Source organism: Stenotrophomonas sp. Steno-Z1, assembly GCF_056393175.1.
Genome location: NZ_JBWJPB010000001.1, coordinates 1016667 through 1033014 on the forward strand (window position 1 = coordinate 1016667; position 16348 = coordinate 1033014).

16 protein-coding genes are annotated in these 16348 nt (G+C 65.8%); 6 read left to right on the top strand and 10 right to left on the bottom strand.

Annotation, left to right across the window (positions count from 1 at the left end; translation table 11 throughout):
- The first annotated feature begins 11 nt into the window (after positions 1–11).
- From fabF to AC06FD_RS04435, 3 genes are all read left to right on the top strand, one after another.
- The gene (gene fabF / locus AC06FD_RS04425; protein WP_478077073.1) at positions 12–1289 is read left to right on the top strand and encodes a beta-ketoacyl-ACP synthase II; all 1278 of its coding nucleotides are present in this window, start codon (positions 12–14) and stop codon (positions 1287–1289) included.
- Positions 1286–1894 carry a TetR family transcriptional regulator gene (locus AC06FD_RS04430; RefSeq protein ID WP_478077074.1) on the top strand — a complete coding sequence of 203 codons (609 nt, stop codon included), beginning with the start codon at positions 1286–1288 and terminating at the stop codon, positions 1892–1894. Before fabF ends, AC06FD_RS04430 begins: the two co-directional genes overlap by 4 nt.
- Positions 1895–1993: 99 nt before the next feature.
- Positions 1994–2410 (top strand): hypothetical protein, encoded by a 417-nt coding sequence (locus AC06FD_RS04435; RefSeq protein ID WP_478077075.1) that lies wholly within the window; start codon positions 1994–1996, stop codon positions 2408–2410.
- A gap of 138 nt (positions 2411–2548) precedes the next feature.
- Here the strand turns inward: AC06FD_RS04435 and AC06FD_RS04440 are convergent, their stop codons facing one another.
- From AC06FD_RS04440 to AC06FD_RS04450, 3 genes are all read right to left on the bottom strand, one after another.
- Positions 2549–3106 carry a cysteine hydrolase family protein gene (locus AC06FD_RS04440; protein WP_478077076.1) on the bottom strand — a complete coding sequence of 186 codons (558 nt, stop codon included), beginning with the start codon at positions 3104–3106 and terminating at the stop codon, positions 2549–2551.
- A gap of 17 nt (positions 3107–3123) precedes the next feature.
- A complete protein-coding gene (locus tag AC06FD_RS04445; protein ID WP_478077077.1) occupies positions 3124–3762 on the bottom strand; it encodes a DUF6766 family protein in 639 nt (212 codons plus the stop codon).
- Between the two features lie 153 nt (positions 3763–3915).
- A complete protein-coding gene (locus AC06FD_RS04450) occupies positions 3916–4413 on the bottom strand; it encodes a YciE/YciF ferroxidase family protein (RefSeq protein ID WP_478077078.1) in 498 nt (165 codons plus the stop codon).
- A gap of 283 nt (positions 4414–4696) precedes the next feature.
- Between AC06FD_RS04450 and AC06FD_RS04455 the strand changes: the two genes are divergently transcribed.
- Positions 4697–5506 carry an OBAP family protein gene (locus AC06FD_RS04455; RefSeq protein ID WP_478077079.1) on the top strand — a complete coding sequence of 270 codons (810 nt, stop codon included), beginning with the start codon at positions 4697–4699 and terminating at the stop codon, positions 5504–5506.
- A 40-nt stretch (positions 5507–5546) separates the two neighbouring features.
- Here the strand turns inward: AC06FD_RS04455 and AC06FD_RS04460 are convergent, their stop codons facing one another.
- From AC06FD_RS04460 to AC06FD_RS04475, 4 genes are all read right to left on the bottom strand, one after another.
- A complete protein-coding gene (locus AC06FD_RS04460) occupies positions 5547–5873 on the bottom strand; it encodes a hypothetical protein (RefSeq protein WP_259203083.1) in 327 nt (108 codons plus the stop codon).
- A 168-nt stretch (positions 5874–6041) separates the two neighbouring features.
- Positions 6042–7835: a glycoside hydrolase family 15 protein gene (locus AC06FD_RS04465; protein ID WP_478077366.1), complete on the bottom strand. Its 1794-nt coding sequence runs from the start codon at positions 7833–7835 to the stop codon at positions 6042–6044.
- Positions 7836–7861: 26 nt separating this feature from the next.
- Entirely contained in the window at positions 7862–8758 is an 897-nt protein-coding gene (locus AC06FD_RS04470; protein WP_478077080.1) for an SDR family oxidoreductase, read from the bottom strand.
- Between the two features lie 37 nt (positions 8759–8795).
- Positions 8796–9662 carry an SDR family oxidoreductase gene (locus AC06FD_RS04475; protein WP_478077081.1) on the bottom strand — a complete coding sequence of 289 codons (867 nt, stop codon included), beginning with the start codon at positions 9660–9662 and terminating at the stop codon, positions 8796–8798.
- A gap of 219 nt (positions 9663–9881) precedes the next feature.
- On the opposite strand from AC06FD_RS04475, the gene AC06FD_RS04480 reads away from it, so the two are divergent.
- Positions 9882–10181, top strand: a complete 300-nt coding sequence (locus tag AC06FD_RS04480) for a hypothetical protein (protein WP_478077082.1) — start codon at positions 9882–9884, stop codon at positions 10179–10181.
- 8 nt (positions 10182–10189) lie between these two features.
- On the opposite strand, the gene AC06FD_RS04485 is transcribed toward AC06FD_RS04480, so the two are convergent.
- A complete protein-coding gene (locus tag AC06FD_RS04485; protein ID WP_394163449.1) occupies positions 10190–10495 on the bottom strand; it encodes a hypothetical protein in 306 nt (101 codons plus the stop codon).
- Positions 10496–10577: 82 nt separating this feature from the next.
- On the opposite strand from AC06FD_RS04485, the gene AC06FD_RS04490 reads away from it, so the two are divergent.
- Positions 10578–11048: a YkgJ family cysteine cluster protein gene (locus tag AC06FD_RS04490; RefSeq protein WP_478077083.1), complete on the top strand. Its 471-nt coding sequence runs from the start codon at positions 10578–10580 to the stop codon at positions 11046–11048.
- 93 nt (positions 11049–11141) lie between these two features.
- Here AC06FD_RS04490 and AC06FD_RS04495 read toward each other — a convergent pair whose 3' ends face one another.
- Positions 11142–14747, bottom strand: a complete 3606-nt coding sequence (locus AC06FD_RS04495) for an autotransporter outer membrane beta-barrel domain-containing protein (RefSeq protein WP_478077084.1) — start codon at positions 14745–14747, stop codon at positions 11142–11144.
- 362 nt (positions 14748–15109) lie between these two features.
- The gene (locus AC06FD_RS04500; RefSeq protein ID WP_478077085.1) at positions 15110–16312 is read right to left on the bottom strand and encodes a hypothetical protein; all 1203 of its coding nucleotides are present in this window, start codon (positions 16310–16312) and stop codon (positions 15110–15112) included.
- Between the last annotated feature and the right edge of the window lie 36 nt (positions 16313–16348).

The window sequence follows — 16348 nt, forward strand, 5'->3', positions numbered from 1 at the left end:
GGAAGTGAGTGATGGGCATTGCCGATAAAGATCGCATCGTGGTGACCGGAATGGGCGTGGTGAGTCCCCTCGGGTGCGGTGTGGAAACGGTGTGGTCCCGCCTGCTGGCGGGACGCTCCGGGATTGGCCCGCTGGGCGAGGCACTTTCGGCCGGCACGGGCTGCAACGTAGGCGGCCGTGTGCCTGACCGGATGCAGGACCCTGAGGCAGGCTTCGACTCCAGCGGCATCATCGCGCCGAAAGATCTGAAGAAGATGGACCGGTTTGTCGAGTTCGCGTTGGTGGCGGCCCACGAAGCGCTTGCGCAGGCAGGGTGGACCGCGGCCGGTGAGCGTGGCCTGCTGCGAACGGCAACCGTGATTGCGACGGGGATCGGGGGGTTTGGTTCCATCGTCAATGCGGTCCACACCACCGAAAGCCGTGGGCCTGGCCGGTTGTCGCCCTTCACTGCGCCTACCTTCTTGGCCAACATGGCGGCGGGACAGGCGTCGATCCGGTACGGGTTCAAGGGGCCGCAGGGGGCGCCCGTCACGGCGTGTGCTGCGGGCGTGCAGGCCATCGGTGATGCGGCGCGCCTGATCCGGTCCGGCGAAGCGGATATTGCACTGTGCGGGGGTGCGGAAGCGGCAATGCACCGGGTCAGCCTGGGCGGCTTCGCCGCCGCCAAGGCGCTTAGCACGTCGTTCAACGACACGCCCCAGGCAGCGTCCCGCCCGTTCGATGCGCAGCGGGACGGTTTCGTCATGTCCGAAGGGGCAGGGCTGTTGGTCATCGAGCGACTGGACCACGCCCTGGCGCGTGGTGCCAGGCCCCTGGCCGAACTGGTCGGCTACGGGACGACCTCGGATGCGTACCACCTGACGGCTGGTCCCGACGACGGCAGCGGGGCGCGCCGGGCCATGGAGATCGCGCTGGACCAAGCACGCATCGACGCCGGGCAGGTTGACCACATCAACGCGCACGCAACCTCGACACAGGTGGGGGACAGGGCGGAGCTCGCGGCCATGGATGCCTTGTTCGGCGCCCGTCCCGACCTCCTGATTTCCGCCACCAAGTCGAGCACCGGCCATCTGCTTGGGGCGGCCGGGGGCATCGAAGCCATCTTTACCGTGCTTGCCCTGCGCGATCAGGTCGCGCCCGCGACCCTCAACCTCGTCCATCCGGATCCGCTGGCGGAGGGGCTTTCGATCGTAGGCGGTGTACCACGGAAGGCGGCCATCGCGTTCGCCCTGACCAACGGGTTCGGGTTTGGCGGAGTGAATGCCAGTGCGCTGTTCCGGCGCCTGTGACCACTGCCTCCTCCACCCGCTGCGCAAGCAAGACCAGCCTCCGGTGGGAGCAGGCGAGGGCGCATAGCCGGCGGTGCATCCACGATGCCGCGGCCATTGTGTTTGCGGAGGACGGCTTTGAGAGCGCGACGATGAAACGCATCGCCGAGGTCTGTGGCGTCACCAAGGTCACCCTCTACGCCCACTACCGTGACAAGGAGCGTCTATATAGATCGGTGATGGACGGCCACCTCGCGTTGATGCCCTCAGGTGAGCTCGACATGCAGGGCGTCGCCGATCTGGGCGACGCGTTGCGGCGTATCAGTGACGGCATCAGGAGATTGGCGGCCGACTCCTCCTGTCAGGCGTTCTGCCGGACGTTGTCGCGCTCCAGTCTTGCCAGTGATAGCTACAGCGCGGACTGGAACGCGATGCTGGAACCCTACCTTACCCGCGCACAAGCCGCCTTCGGCAAGGCGTCAGCCCACCCGACCACGACCGCTGACAGCGAGAGGTTCCTCCGGCTGGTTCTCACCGAGCATGGCTTGCCCCAAGGAGCCAGGCCTGTGTCCACAAGCGATGCCACCGTCGCGCTGTTCGTGCGCGCCTATGCAGCGCCACCGTAGGACGCTGCAGGGAACCCGCCCCTGCAGTCAGCGAATCTTGACGCGGTCTTGGCGCCTGCTGAGGGTACTTTCCCGTCATTGTTGCAGAGGAGAAGGGCAATGGCCGCTACCGTAAAAACCCCGTCAGGCCCCAAGGTGTTGAGGATCGAAGCGATGCCGCTGGACTTCGGCGAGGCCGCCGTCGTGATCGAACTGGACGCCGAGCCGCCCAAGCGCTGGTTCAAGGCACTCAAACGGGAGATGACCTATTCAGAAGGCTTGGAGACGGCGTCGGCGAAGTTCGACGGCTGCTTTGTTTACCTCGTGGGGCTGGACACGTCCCTCGGGAGCGCTGTTCGCTGTGCGAGCCGATTGCTTGCCTCGGTGCAGGAGGGCCTTGAAGAGAAAGCCACGGTGCTCCCGGAACCCTCCGATCGGGCCGCTGACCGCGCTCGCCCGTCGGCGGTTTCCCGGCATACCCCGCGTCCGGCAGGGTTGGGAAATGAGGCCCCGATGGAGATGAGCAGCAGCGTGTGATTGGTTCACGTTGGCCGATACAAGGGTCTGGTTACCGACATGGCCCGGCGCGAGCTCGGGCCATCGTCGTTGCTTGAGCCGTAACGCGATGGCGTATCCCACGTTCATCCGATGGGGGAGGCTCGGGGAGAGGCCGAACTATCTTCCGCGGCGCTGCAGGTAACTGGCCAGCTTGATAACCGTCGCCGCCCTGGACGCTTCAAGCAACCGCAATGCCGTGGTCTTTCGGGAGCCGATGCCAGCAACCGCCTCCTGCACCACGATCGTGTCGTATTCCCTGGCGTTGCCATCGAAACAGGTGGCCGTGATGCACGATTCGGCCGTCATCCCCGCCACGACGAGTTCTCTTATACCAAGCTTGGCAAGCAGCACGGCAAGCGGCGTGGCGAGGAAAGCCGAGTGCTTGGGTTTGAGCACGAAGTAGTCGCCGCGCTCTGGTTGCAGGATCTTCGCAATCGCCGAGGACTCGCCTTCGGTGGCCAGGCAAAGACCCACCAGCTCCTTGAAGTCCATCTGCCAGTTGGCGAAGTTGTCGTTGGCGTAGATCACCGGATGGCCGCGCTCGCGGAAATGGCGGGCGAGCCGTCCGATGTGCCGAGCGGCTTTCACGGCCTGGGGCTTCACCTGGTCGGCTTCGGGGAAGTCGAACAGCGTGAACATGTCGATGATCAGGAGCGCAGGGCTGGGGGTGTTCATGGCGGCTCGCTTGTCCCTCAATCGCCTGTCTGGCCGTGAGGTGCAGCCAGGGGCTTGGACTGGGGCGAGTCTTTCTGACGAAGGAAGATGGTCAGGATCACGAGGGCGAACACGGCCAGGAACTCACTCTGCCAGTTCTGGAAGGATTCGAACCAGAAGCTGCTGCTCCACAGATGTTCCCAGCAGGTGGGAGCAGCCAGTCCTTTCGCCCACTGCTCGTCGACCTCTGCGCGCCAGCTGCCGAGAAGGTGCAGAACGAAGCTTGCCAGGAATAAAAGCCCGAACGCGATTGCCAACGAGTGCTCGTACAGCTTCAGCCAGATGCCGCCGCGACGGACAGGCCACGGACTGGGCCCTTGCGCTACACGCTCTACCTCTTCGGAGGGATCGAGCGGCCGCGACTCGGCCGATCCTTTCTGGCGGAGGCTGACCGTCAGCAGGATATACATGCCCATCTGGAGAAATTCGCTTTCCCAGTTTTCAAACGTGGCACTGACAAAGTGACCGCTGTGCAGGTACGCCCAGAGGTTCACGTCGGCGCGGTGCGCCGCGTGGAGTTCTTCGTTGTGCGTCAGGAAACCGGTCCATATCTGGCCAGCCAGGAAACACGCCAGAAGCAGGAACAGCACAATCGAGAGACCGTTTCTCTTCCACATGACAGCGCAGCCTCCCATCATGCCAGCGATTCGAAAGGGCGAACTCACGCCCATCAGGCGCCTGGAGAGTTAAAGAGCGGCCAAAAAGGCCGCTCTCCCGGGGCGTGGCGTCGGCCAGTCTGGCCGATCAGCCCGCCCGGCGAACCGCAAGCGTCAAGCGGCCTTCGCGGCCTTGGCGTTGCCGCCGGACTTGGCCAGGATCGTCAGCTTTTCGTCGGTCGCTTTTTCTTCTTCCAGGGTTTCAAGCAGGAGCGGGAGCGCGTCCTTGTAAGCCAGTTGTTTGGCCAGCGCTGCAATGGTGCCGTAGGAGGCGATTTCGTAATGCTCGACCTTCTGCGCGCCGCCGATGAGCGCCGCATCGCGCACGGGACCCTCCTCGATGCTGTCGATGGCTTCCTTGCCTTCCTCGACCAGGCCTTCCATCGCCGCGCACTTGATGCGCTTGAGCCGAATGCCCAGCAACTCGACAACCTGGTCGATGCGCTCGATCTGGCCTTGGGTCTCTTCCAGGTGCATTTCGAAGGCGGCGGCCAGGTCCGGGTTGGAGGCGGCGCGCGCCAGGCGCGGCAGCGCCTTGGTCAGCTGCTTCTCCGCGCTGTAGATATCCGACAGTTCGTGGATGAACAGGTCTTCAGCGGTCTTGATCGCCATCGTGGTTCTCCAGGTTGTGGGTGGGTGGAGCGCTGAAGCTAGGCGTCCCTTTGTTAGGCGGGCGCGCACATCTGTGAAGGCCGGTCTACACGTCTTCGGTGCCGTGGCCTGCGCGCTTCATCAACGTGTCGCTCTCATGGCATTCACACAGTCCGTATGAGGATTCGAGGCCCGGCCAAGGGGTGCAGCGGAGAGTGCTGGTCGGCGTCCAAAGCCGTGCCGGTCACCTGACGCTCGATCTGGACCCACGCTTGAATGCGGTCGCTTTTGAGGAGGAATCACCATGCGCCGATCCATCGTTTGCGCCGCCATCGTGCTCGCTTTATCCGCATGCGGAGGCGGCAACACCGCATCCAGCGTCCAGGCGCCTGGGGCCGAGGAATCGGCGAAGACCAAAGCGCTCGAGGCCGGGGCGGCGGTGCTGCAGGACCGGCCGCCGGTCGACGCGATCAACGCGTATCTGGACGGATTTCATTTCTACAACGGCCAGATGAAGGTCCAGATGGAGGCCCACCACTACTGTTCCATCCTCAACGAGGATGTCATCCAGTGCACGATCTACGACGGCAACGTGAAGGACGCCAAGTTGATGGGCGTGGAGTACATCATCAGCGAGACGCTCTTTGCCGGCCTTCCCGAGCAGGAAAAGGCGCTCTGGCACAGCCACGTTCAAGAGGTGAAATCTGGTCAGCTCATTGCGCCGGGCATTCCCGAGGTGGCCGAGCACGCGCTGATGGAAAAGCTTATCCATACCTACGGCAAGACCTGGCACACCTGGCATACGGACCTGGACAAGGACCTGCCCCGAGGCATGCCGCAGCTGATGATGGGGTTCACCGCCGATGGTCAGGCGGACCCGGCCATGGTGGCTGCACGCGACGCGCGGCTGGGCGTCAGCAGCGAGGAGAAGCGGAAGCGTCGGGCCGACATTACCGCGCCGCCCATCGATGCAGGGGCGGATGCGTGGCAGAAGGGCAGGGTCATCCAGATCAACGACCCGACCGCAGCGCATGCTCACGCCGGGAAGGACGACGCTGAGGCGTTATCCGACCGGGACCAGAATGCGACGTCCAAGGGAAGCACAGGACGGTGAGAATGGACGTCGAGGCCGAGGCCAGGACGTCCGCGAGCGGCTACCGGATTGCGATGGCCAGCGCCCGGTCAAACACGGGCAAGCGGGGGTTGAGCTGGATGTCCGGTGCCAACGGTGGCTGCGCGGTACGCCTGGAAGGCTCGCCAATCGCCGAGAGCCGCGCGTTGCTGACGGCATGATGCGAGCCGCACTGCCCGCAGCGGAACAGCGCACCACCGGGAAGCTCCATGAGAGAGCCGAAGGTTGACGTGGTGGTCGTGCTGCAATGGCCGCAGGCGACGGTCAGCGCGAGGATCCGCTCTACCGAGCCGGAAGAGGCATAGCTCGCTTCAAAGGAGCGGATGACAAAGGATGCTGAGGTGGGCATCGTTGCTCCTGAACAGGGGGGGTGATCAGAGCATCTCCGGAAACCCGTGACGGGATTGTCGTGACGGGCGGCAGCGTTGGTCCGTCAACGCTGCGGCGACGGTTGGAGCTGACACCAGTGGCTGGCCGGGAGCGCCAAGACGGCAGATTCAACCCGCCGGCACCGGCTTCACTGGCCGTCTATGGCATAAGCGGCGTGCACCAGGGCCAGGTGGCTCAGGCCCTGTGGCGTGTTGCCCAGCCCCTGTTCCTGCTGGGGATCCCACATCTCCGGCATCAGGCCCACGTCGTTCTGGATGCGGGCCAGCAGCGCACCGAACAAGCGATTGGCTTCTTCCGTCTCGCCCAGCAGGCCGTAGGCCTCCACCATCCAGAACGCGCAGCTGATGAACGTGCCTTCGCAGTCCTGCATGCCGCTGTAGCGCCACAGCAGATCGCCGCTGTCATCGGACAGTTCGCGCCGCATGGCCTCTCGCGTTGAGATGAAGCGCTCCCGACGCACGTCGCCCAGGCCGAAGCGCGAGGCCAGCATCAGGCTCGCATCCAGACGATCGCTGCCGGCGTGCATCACGTAGCTCTGCTTTGCCTCATCCCAGCAGTGCGCGTCCACCCAGTCGAGGATGCGTTCCTTCTCGCGCTGCCAGCGCGGCAGACGGGCGGTGGTGATGTGACCGGCCTCAGCCAGCTCACAGGCCCGCCGCAGCGCCATCCAGCATTCCACCTTGGACATTGTGTAGTGCTGCGCGTCGCCCAGTTCCCAGAAGCCGCTGTCCTTGCGCATCCAGTTGTCGGCGCATTCGTCGGCCAGTTCAAAGAGCAGGCGGGCGGTGGTGGGATCCAGGATGTGGCCTGCCTCGATCATCCGGCTGGCCATTTCCAGCACGTCACCGTAGGCGCAGGTCTGCAATTGCTCGGCGGCGGCGTTGCCCACGCGGACCGGTTGGCTGTTGCGGTAGCCCGGCACGTCGATGCAGCGCTCTTTTTCGACCCGTTCGCCGCGCAGCGTGTAGCAAGGTGCGAGCCCGGGGCGGTGGCGGCCGATAGTGGTCATCAGCCAGCTGAAGCCGGCCTTGGCATCGGGCAGGGCACCGACGCGCAGGAAAGTCTTGATGACGTATGCGGCATCCCGAACCCAGGCGTAGCGATAGTCCCAGTTCTTGTCGCCCCCGATGCGTTCCGGCAGGGAGGCGCTCACCGCGGCGGCGATGGCGCCGGTAGGCGCAAACCACAGGAATTTGAGCGCCAGGGCCGAGCGGATGACCTCGGCGTGGCGGCTGGCGTCGCAGTGAAGGTCGTCCACCCACTGGCGCCATTCCCGATCCGAGCGGTCGATACGGGTATCGATATCGGCCAAGGGCGGCACCGGGAGCACTTCGTCCTGGGAGGCCAGCAGCGCGATGATGTCCCGGTCGCCGGTGCGTAGCCTCAGGCTGCCGCGGAGTTCCCGGTCGTCACAGGTGTCGATCTCCACGCGTTCGGAGTAGCGCAGCATCGTCATGACCGGGCCGGCGTGATGCACGCAGCCGTTCGGGGTGTCGCTCATCCAGGGCGTGCAGGTTCCGGCGCGCGTGCCGGGCTGGTAGAGCAGGTCGAAGGTGACCTCTCCCTCCAGGCCCTCCAGGCGGCGGGCCAGCTCGGACCAGGGCAGCCGCCCGGCGGGGCCGCTGTTGAGCGACTCGGTCACGCGGGCCAGGCCGGTGGCGGTGCGGACGTCGGTCTCCAAGACATTGCTGTTGTCGCGGTAGCGCCGCTGCACCTGCTGGACGTCGCGGGCTTGCAATACGAAGCGACCGCCGGCCGGGGCATCGAGCAGGCGGTCGAGCAAGGGCGGTGCGTCCATGCAGGGGGCGCACCACCAGTCGATGCTGCCGTCAGCGGCGATGAGCGCGCTGGAGCGCCCATCGCCAATGGCAGCGTAGGCGTGGATGGGCGCGTACCCGTCCGCGTCGCGCGTGGCAGGCATGCGCGTGGACTTGGGGGAGCCTGGGGTCACGGCAGCAGCATGCCGCCGGTGGCGCCGATCACCTCACCGGTGATGTAGCTCGATTCCTGGGTCGCCAGCAGCACGTAGGCCGGGGCCATTTCCACCGGCTGGCCGGCGCGCTTGAGCGGGGTCTGCGAGCCGAATTCCTGGATGGCCTCGGGCGGCTGGCCGCCAGCAGGCTGCAGCGGGGTCCAGACCGGGCCCGGGGCGACCGCATTGACCCGGATGCCGCGCTCGGCCACCTGCTGGGCCAGGGCCTTGGTGAAATTCACGATGGCGGCCTTGGTGGGCGCGTAGTCCAGCAGGTTGGGCGAGGGCTGGTAGGCCTGGATGGATGCGGTGTTGATGATGGTGGCGCCCGCCGGCAGGTGCGGGAGGGCAGCCTTGCACACCCAGAACAACGCGTGCACGTTGGTGCGGAAGGTGGCGTCGAATTGCTCGGTGGTGAGGTCGTCGATCTTCTCCACGGCCACCTGCTTGCCGGCGATGTTGGCCAGCACGTCCAGCCCACCCAACGCGTTGACCGCCTGCGCCACGAGGTCGCGGCAGAACTGCTCGTCCTGGAGGTCCCCGGGGATGGCAACGGCCTTGCGGCCTTCGGCTTCAATCAGCGCCACCACGTCGGCGGCATCTTTTTCCTCCTCGGGCAGGTAGTTGAGCGCTACGTCGGCACCCTCGCGCGCGAAGGCAATTGCCACGGCGCGACCGATGCCGGAATCGGCACCGGTCACCAGCGCCTTGCGGCCCTTCATGCGGCCGAGGCCCACATAGCTCTTCTCGCCATGGTCGGCCGCCGGGTTGAGCGCATGAACGGTGCCGGGCGGGGTCTGTACCTGCGCCGGGTAGGTCGGCTGCGGGAACTGGGTCAGCGGGTTCTGCATGTCGTATTGGTTGCGGGACATCATTGGAATCCTTGGGGGAGGGAGGGAGACCGAGGCCTTACAGGGTGACCGCGCCGCCGGAGACGGTGAGCAGTGCGCCGGAGGTGTAGCTGGCGCTGTCGGCGGCGAGCATCACGTAGGCCGACGCGAGCTCGGCCGGTTGGCCGGGGCGGCCGAAGGGCGTCTGGCTGCCGAACTGCTCGACTTCTTCCGCGGCCATGCCGGCGGGAATGAAGGGGGTCCAGATGGGGCCCGGCAACACCGCGTTGACCCGGATCCCCTTCTCGGCGAGCAGACCGGCCAGGCCGATGGTGAGATTGGCGACCGCGCCTTTGGTGGCGGAGTAAGGCAGGATGTTGGGGGTCGGCTTCTTCGAGTTGACCGAGGCGGTGTTGATCACCGAACCGCCGTCCTGCAGGTGCGGCACGCACAGGCGGGTCAGGTTGAACACGGCATGCACATTGGTATCGAACGTCTTTCGCCAGTCGTCCAGGGTGATGTCGTCGAAGGATTCGTAGTAGCGCTGATACGCGGCGTTGTTGACCAGGATGTCCAGGCCGCCAAGTTCGCGGGTGACCTGCTGGATGAGTGCTTCGGCCTGGGCGTCATCACTGATGTCGCAGGGGCACAGCACTGCTTTCTGGCCTGCTTCCTCGATCAGCGCCGCAATGCTGGCCGCGTCCTTCTCTTCACCCTTTAGGAATGCGATCGCCACATCCGCGCCTTCGCGGGCGTAAGCGATGGCCACTGCTGCACCAATGCCGCTGTCTCCGCCGGTGATCAGGGCTTTCTTGCCCTGCAACAGGCCGTGGCCTACGTAGCTTTTCTCACCGTGATCCGGGCGCGGATCGAGCTCGTCGGTTTTGCCAGGGAATGACTGCTGCTGGGGCTTGAACGGCGGTTTTGGATAATTGGGCACGGGCATCGGCTGAGCCTTCATGGGATCGAAGAAGGCCCAGTGTGCGGATGCACGAGTAAACGTCGCGGCCCAGTGGCGTCGATGGGATGTGCAGGGTCTGCACCCGACGGAGGGCTCGGTCGGGGCTTGGCAGGGCGGGTTTGAGCCGATTGCTCCGAGCGGTTACGTGCACGGGCATTGCCATCGTCACTGATGCCCGTGTGACCTGCACGGGAGGGAATTGAAATGAAGTTCACTCCGGCCTTGGGTTCGGCCTTACTGTTTGCGGCCTCTGTGATCGGCGTCATTCTTTGTGGCGTCGTCTTTCCCAGGGCCTTGTCGGCCACCGCAGACGCGGTGATCAGTCCGTGGATGCTCAACGGGCTGCTGTCGGGCATCGCCGCTGTCGTGAGTGCGCCCTTTGGCTGGAGAGGCTTTATCAACCGGCGTGCCAGTCGAAAACAGCCCTTGGGGATGCGACTGCGTATCGGCGCTCCAGGGGGTCGTTGCTTCGTCGAGCGCGGTGTACCCGAAGGGCATACCTGATGGGTCCTTCAGGTCGCGCTGGCCGCGTCGCCAGGGGACGCCCTGTATTCTTCACAATTGCCGCTCGGGAAGCGTTCCATGTATTCGGCAAAACGGGCGCCCGAGATCGCCTGCCGTGTTCCGCATTTGGGGCACGTGAGCGCCGCCCCTCCGCCGTCGAACGCTTCCAGGCTGGGTGGCGCGGTGGCCCTGAAGATGTGTCGGCACGTGCTGCACTGGACCCGGACGAACTCGATCTCAGGAAAGGCATGCTGAGCGGTTTTCGTTGGGCTGCAGCACACTTCAAACAGGTAGAACAGGCCAGTGTCTGGCATGGGTGTGTCCTTGACGACTACGGGTCACGGTGGAGCGAAGGACCGTCTGCTCGGCGCATGGTCTCACAGGGCTGGATGCTGAATGCGCGCCGCCCTTGAGCGCGGCGCAAGGGGCGTCATTGCGCCGGTCCCCCGCCTGGCCGGACAACGGGTTGTAAAATGGCCCACCGTGAACGCGTGGCCGAGGCTCATCGCAATGCCCTATACGAACAGCGACGCACTAGAGCGGCTGCGCGATCAGATCCCGTCCTTCCGGTGCATCGTCGGCTGCCACGACTGCTGTGGCCCGGTCACCGTGTCGAGCGAGGAGATGGCGCGCCTGCCGGTGAAAAGCGAGGCCGAGCACGACGCTGCGCTGGCCGAACTCAGTTGCCCCTACCTGGGCAAGCAGGGCTGCGAGATCTACGCCGAGCGCCCACTGATCTGTCGCTTGTTCGGGACCACCCCGCGTCTGCGCTGCCCCAATGGCCAGCGGCCGGTCTATATGATCGATGAGGCGGTGGAGGAGGAGATCCATCATTATCTTCGCAGCACGCGGCAGGTGCTGCTGTAGCCTGGCGGGCTTGAAAAGAAGGGCGCCACGTGGCGCCCTTCTGCAGTTCAGTGATATTGACCTACTGCGGCTTGATATGGCCGAGCAGAGAACTCACCAGGCGTACTTCACCCCCAACAAACCGCCATAGCTGCGGTAGTCCTGTGCGCCACGCCCGGCGCTGATCTCGCCCCAGGCGGTCAGGCTGCGGCTGAGCTGCAGCTGCACGCCGGCCTTGGCCTCGTACACATCGCGCGGCGCCGCTCCTTCCAGGCGGATGTCATCCAGCCACACGGCGTTGGCGCCGCCATGGCTGCGCAGCCAGTTCACGGCTGCGAACGGCTGCACGCGGTTGATGCCCTCCAGCGTGGTGTGACCGAACAGGCGCACCCCGACGCGGGTGCGCACGCCAACGGCATAGGCCTCGCGCACGTCGGTGCCGTTGGCCTCCACGTGATGGCCGCCGTCCATGCGGTAGTCGCTCCAGATCACCTGTGCCTGCGGCTCCAGGTACATGGCGCTGGCGCTGCCGCGATGCACGTTGAAGGCATAGCCGGTTTCCACCGATGCGCTGGTGCTGCGGCTGTCGTAACGCTCGGCGCGCAGGGCGTCGCCCTGGGTGGTGTTGCGGAAGCGCGCGATCTGCGCCCAGCTGTCCACGTACAGGCCGCCGTCGTTGGCGGCATCGCGCAGCCAGCTGCCGTAGACACCGGCGGCACGGCCCTTGACCCGGCCTTCGGAGGTATAGCCGGTAACCTGCGAACGTACGCGCGCGGTCGCTTCGCCGGCGCCCACCATCACGCCGGCCACGCCGCGGTCGTCGCGGCCCCAGCGGGTGAGGTCGGCACCCACCTGCAGCAGGTGCTGGCGGCCCTGACGGGTGAGCTGGTCATCGATGCGGCCACGGGTGTGGTCGGAGGTCACGCGGGCCCAGACGCCGCCCATCGTGTCGCCGTTCTTCTGGCGCTCGGCCAGGTTCGGCTCGCCCACACGCTCGTGCATCGTGAGGTCGAACATGCCGACGGCAGCGGCCTGGTTCGCGAGGTAGACGCCGCCTTCCGGGCGCTCGACCGGCGTGGGCACTTCGGGGTCCAGGCAGGCCGGGTTCTGCGGGTTGGCCAGGCACTCGTCGATGGGAGCCACCGGCAACTGCGAGCGCAGGTACCAGTCGCCATCGGTCGGATCGGTGCGGCCGCCCTGGTGGAGGAAGTACTCGTAGGCACCGCCCACGGCACGGCCCTGCAGCTGGTATTTGCCGGCGGAGACGCCATCCACCTGGACCAGCTGGATGCCGTCGTGGGTGAGCGCGCCGCGACCGCCGATGTTGTTCACCGCGATGCGCGCGGTGCCGGAGGTGTCGCCACGCACGTGCAGCCGGTCGGTGGGCGAGGTGTCATCGCCCAGCGCGGTGTTCATCGCCAGCAAGGCGTTGTCTGCATGGAAGTCGGCGTCCACGGTGACGGTCTTGTACTGGCCGTCGGTATGGTCGAAGGCGACCGTGGCGTTGCTGATGGACAGGCTGCCGATCTGCGAATCACCGGTCACGTCCCAGCGGCTGCCGTTGGCCAGCGAGAGATCGCCCACGGCATCAGTGGCGCCCTTCCAGTAGCTGTCGTGGTCGAGAGAGAGGGTGGAGGTGCGGTCGAGGGAGCCGTTGCCGTCGCTGTCGATCGCACCATCGGAGAAGCGAATGTCTCCGAGGGCCACTACGTTGCGTTCGAAGGAAACGGTGTTGGCGCGGTCCGAGCGGAACTCGGCCAGACGACCGTTGCCGCCTTCGATGCGGGTGCCATTGCTGGCGCGCAGGGTGGCCGCATCCAAGCCGAGGCCCGCCGACGCGGCGGCGTTGAGCGTACCGCCTTGCAGATCGATGACGCCGCCGTTCAGCGCGCGCGCGGCGTAGGCGCCAGCGCCTTCGGTGGTGACGGTCGTGCCCGAGGCCTGCAGGGAAGCTCCATCGACGGCATCCAGTCCGTGCGATGCCACGCCGCGGGTCGCCACAGCGGTGCTGCTCAAGGTAGCCGTGCTGCCGGACCCCGAAGCCACCACGCCGCGTGCGGCATTGCCCTCGGTGAGAATGTGGACGCCGTCCAGGATCAACGCGTTGTTGCCGCCGTATGCTGCGGCACCCTTGGAGTTCTCACCGGTGGTGTGCACGCTGCCGCCTCTCATGCGCAACAACGAGCCATCACCTTCGACATCGACCCCATCGCCCCAGTAACCTGTGGTGGCGACGTCGGTGTTCTGCAGGCTGATCTGGCCGCCGGACGAGGCGACCACGCCGGCCGCGCCAAACGGAAGCCCACTGGCGTCGGCGGTGCGGTTGCCCGCGGTTTCGATACGCGCGTTGCTGACATTGGCGGTGCTGCCGCCCGCGGCCCAGATGCCGCGACTGCGGTCGCCGGCGGTGGTGATGCGGCCGCCGTCGATGGTTGCACTGGCGGTGTCGCTCAGCAGTACCCCGTGGGAATTTTCGGTGGTTGTCTGGATATTGGACCCGGCGACGTTCACCCGGGTACCGGCATTTCGCGCGGTGATGCCATTGGAATCGTTGGCGGTGAGGCTGGAGCTGATGATGTTCAACTCTGCTCCCGCCAGCGCGGCGGCACCATGGGCCCGGTTGCCCCCGACGACGGTGCTGTTGCTCAAGGTCACCACGGCATCGGCGCCGCGCGCGAACGCGCCGATGGAGCCAAGGCCGGAGGTGTTGATGGACAGGTTGTCGGCGTTGATCGTGCCTCCGGTGGAATAAAGGCCGTAGGCTTCCTGGCCGGTCGTGCTGACTTGGCCGCCTGCGAGGGTGATACGGCTGTCGGCGCTGTCCACGACGACACCGTGGGAGTTCAGCCCGGTGGTGGCGACGTTGGTGGAGGTGGTGTCGATGCGGCCCGCGCTGGTGGCATACAGGCCGTACGACCTTGCGCCGATGGTACTGATGGAGGTGTCACGCACATCCACATGTGCACCATTGTCGGCGGAGACGCCATGGCTGTTGAGCCGGTCCGCGCGACCCGAACGAATGGTGGTGCCTTCAATGACCGCGTGGCCGCCCAACGTGGCGACAACGCCGGAGGACAAGGAATTGATGGTGCTTTCGCGGAGGTTCAACCGCGCGCCGGAGCCGCCGGCGAAGGCGGCCGGGCCATTGCTGTTGACGGTCACGCCGACGGCGTTGATGGAGCCGCTCGCGCCGGCCGTGCTGCTGCCGGCGAGCAGACCGACCGAGCCGCCCATGTTGGTGATGACGGTGCCCTGGCCAGCGCTGTCGCGGCCCAGGTTGACCACGCCATGGTCGGTCGCACGTACGCCATCGGCGTAGATCGCCGCCGTACTGATGCGGCCGCCGTTGAAGGTGACTTCACTGCCGGCGCCGGTGGCCTGCACGCCGCGCCCGTTGTTGCCGGTGGAGCTGAAGGTGACGCCTTGGGCCACAATCTGGCCGCCAGACACGGCGTTCAGGCCAGGCGACACGTAGCCCGACGTGGAGATGGTGCTGTTGTTCAGTTCGATGCGACTGCCGACGCCATCGGCGATGGCGCCGGAGGCCTGCTCGCCGCTGGTGGTCAGGGTCATGTCCGAGGCGATGATCGTGCCGCCGTTGATGGCGCTGACGGCATGGCCGAGATAGCCGGGATCACCCACGACGGTGTCACTGGTTGCATCGACATGGATGCCGTCGGCAACGATCGGCAACGCGGTGGCGGCGTTTGTTGCCGTCATCGCAAGTACCGAAGCGATGGCTAAAGACAGGACCCGCTGTACGGAGACGTCAGACTTCATCGTGTGCAACCTCGTAGTGTCGGCATTGACATGCCAGGAAGGGCGAGGTCGCAACGGTAGGCAGGGGGTCAATCGGACAACATGCAATTAGTTGTAAATGCGGTGACGGTCACAAAAATATTCATTGGCGATTCACATCCGTTTTCAATTAGGCCGGGATTGATCTTCGGCGTATATCGATGCGATAGGCTATTTATATGTTCACCTCGGCGCCGCGGGCGTCATGAAATTCCAAGGCTCAACGCTTCAGCCGCCTGTCGCCGCAGTGATCGTCTTCCCATGGAGCCTCCCGCGCTGGCGACTTACAGCGACGCCGGTTGAACGATGTAGCGTTCCCAGTAGCCGGCAAGCTGGGCCCTCTTGCGCTCGCCGAGTTCGCTGCCGAGGGCCTGCTGTATCCCGGCCGCCTCTGCGCCACGCCCGGTACGGTGCAGCTCCCGTGCCGTTTCGAGCAGGGCCCGTTGGCGCACGGTGAGGTTGCCGAAGGGATCGAAGTAGGAATCCAGGCGCGCGGCGTCGGTCACCCCGGTCCAGGTGAAGCGCGCGTCGCCCGCGTCTGCGGCGATGGCGCGATAGCGGTCCACCGCCATGGCGGGGGTAATGCGTGCTTCGAGCAGGTCCAGGCGTGTTTCCATCAGCCGGGCCTCGGGCGAGTCCTGTTCCGCCTTGAGTGCCTGCACGGTGTCGCGGACGAACGCGCGATCGATGTTGCCAGTGGCGGATTGGACGCCCAGAAGGTTGAAGCTGGCGACCGCCACCCGATAGTCACGGCGCTCCTGCTGGCGCACCTGCGCCTCGGTGGGCTTGCCGAGGCTGGACGGCTGGACGATGCGCACGTCGGCGGCATCGGCGAGGATCGCTTCGATATCGCGCTTGTGGAACTCGCCGACCACTACTACCACCGTGCCGCCAGGATGCGCCTTCGCTGCTGCGGCCACCCGCTGGGCCTGCAGGTAGGTGCGATAGAGATACAGCCTGCGCGGCAGATCATCGGTTGCGCGCTTGGCCGGGGTCGCGGCCCACTGCGCGATGCGCGCCACATTCCTTGCGTCGTCGGCGTGGAAGATATCCCGGGTGAGATGGCTCGGGGACGGGAACGAAAGGAACTGCTGGAATCCGCTGGCCGGGCGCAGTTCCGGCGCTGCGCCCAGGTCCAGGCCGAACCCGAGCCGGGCGTCCTCCACCGGCGGCTCCCAGTCGATGGGGCACAGGTCGATCCCGTTGCGCCGGGCGAAGGGGACCACGAGGTCCTGGACCTCGTAGGTGAACTCGTAATAGTCATTGCGCGCGAAAGCCTCGGGCGAGCGCTCGATGCAGATCGCGTCGGGCTTGGCATGCGCCAGGAAAGCAGCAAGCAGGGCCGGCCGATCATTGCGGGCCACGAGCTGGGCCGCGTGGTCCACGCCCAGTACGATAACGGTTGTCTTTCCGTCCACTGGCCTGGATGCAGCTCCAGCCGCGCCAGACATGAGCAGCAACGCAAAGGAGAAAAACAGACGCTTCACACGCGCTCCTTCAATTCCATGTGAGTTCCAATCTAG

Bases quoted from the DNA above. Each gene is read 5' to 3' on its own strand.
- AC06FD_RS04495 (WP_478077084.1), bottom strand. From the start codon at position 14,747: ATGACGGCAACAAACGCCGCCACCGCGTTGCCGATCGTTGCCGACGGC.
- AC06FD_RS04460 (WP_259203083.1), bottom strand. From the start codon at position 5,873: ATGCCCACCTCAGCATCCTTTGTCATCCGCTCCTTTGAAGCGAGCTAT.
- AC06FD_RS04450 (WP_478077078.1), bottom strand. From the start codon at position 4,413: ATGGCGATCAAGACCGCTGAAGACCTGTTCATCCACGAACTGTCGGAT.
- AC06FD_RS04475 (WP_478077081.1), bottom strand. From the start codon at position 9,662: ATGCCCGTGCCCAATTATCCAAAACCGCCGTTCAAGCCCCAGCAGCAG.
- AC06FD_RS04445 (WP_478077077.1), bottom strand. From the start codon at position 3,762: ATGTGGAAGAGAAACGGTCTCTCGATTGTGCTGTTCCTGCTTCTGGCG.
- AC06FD_RS04490 (WP_478077083.1), top strand. From the start codon at position 10,578: ATGCGCGCCGCCCTTGAGCGCGGCGCAAGGGGCGTCATTGCGCCGGTC.
- AC06FD_RS04440 (WP_478077076.1), bottom strand. From the start codon at position 3,106: ATGAACACCCCCAGCCCTGCGCTCCTGATCATCGACATGTTCACGCTG.
- AC06FD_RS04455 (WP_478077079.1), top strand. From the start codon at position 4,697: ATGCGCCGATCCATCGTTTGCGCCGCCATCGTGCTCGCTTTATCCGCA.
- AC06FD_RS04465 (WP_478077366.1), bottom strand. From the start codon at position 7,835: ATGCCTGCCACGCGCGACGCGGACGGGTACGCGCCCATCCACGCCTAC.
- fabF (WP_478077073.1), top strand. From the start codon at position 12: ATGGGCATTGCCGATAAAGATCGCATCGTGGTGACCGGAATGGGCGTG.
- AC06FD_RS04470 (WP_478077080.1), bottom strand. From the start codon at position 8,758: ATGTCCCGCAACCAATACGACATGCAGAACCCGCTGACCCAGTTCCCG.
- AC06FD_RS04485 (WP_394163449.1), bottom strand. From the start codon at position 10,495: ATGCCAGACACTGGCCTGTTCTACCTGTTTGAAGTGTGCTGCAGCCCA.
- AC06FD_RS04435 (WP_478077075.1), top strand. From the start codon at position 1,994: ATGGCCGCTACCGTAAAAACCCCGTCAGGCCCCAAGGTGTTGAGGATC.
- AC06FD_RS04480 (WP_478077082.1), top strand. From the start codon at position 9,882: ATGAAGTTCACTCCGGCCTTGGGTTCGGCCTTACTGTTTGCGGCCTCT.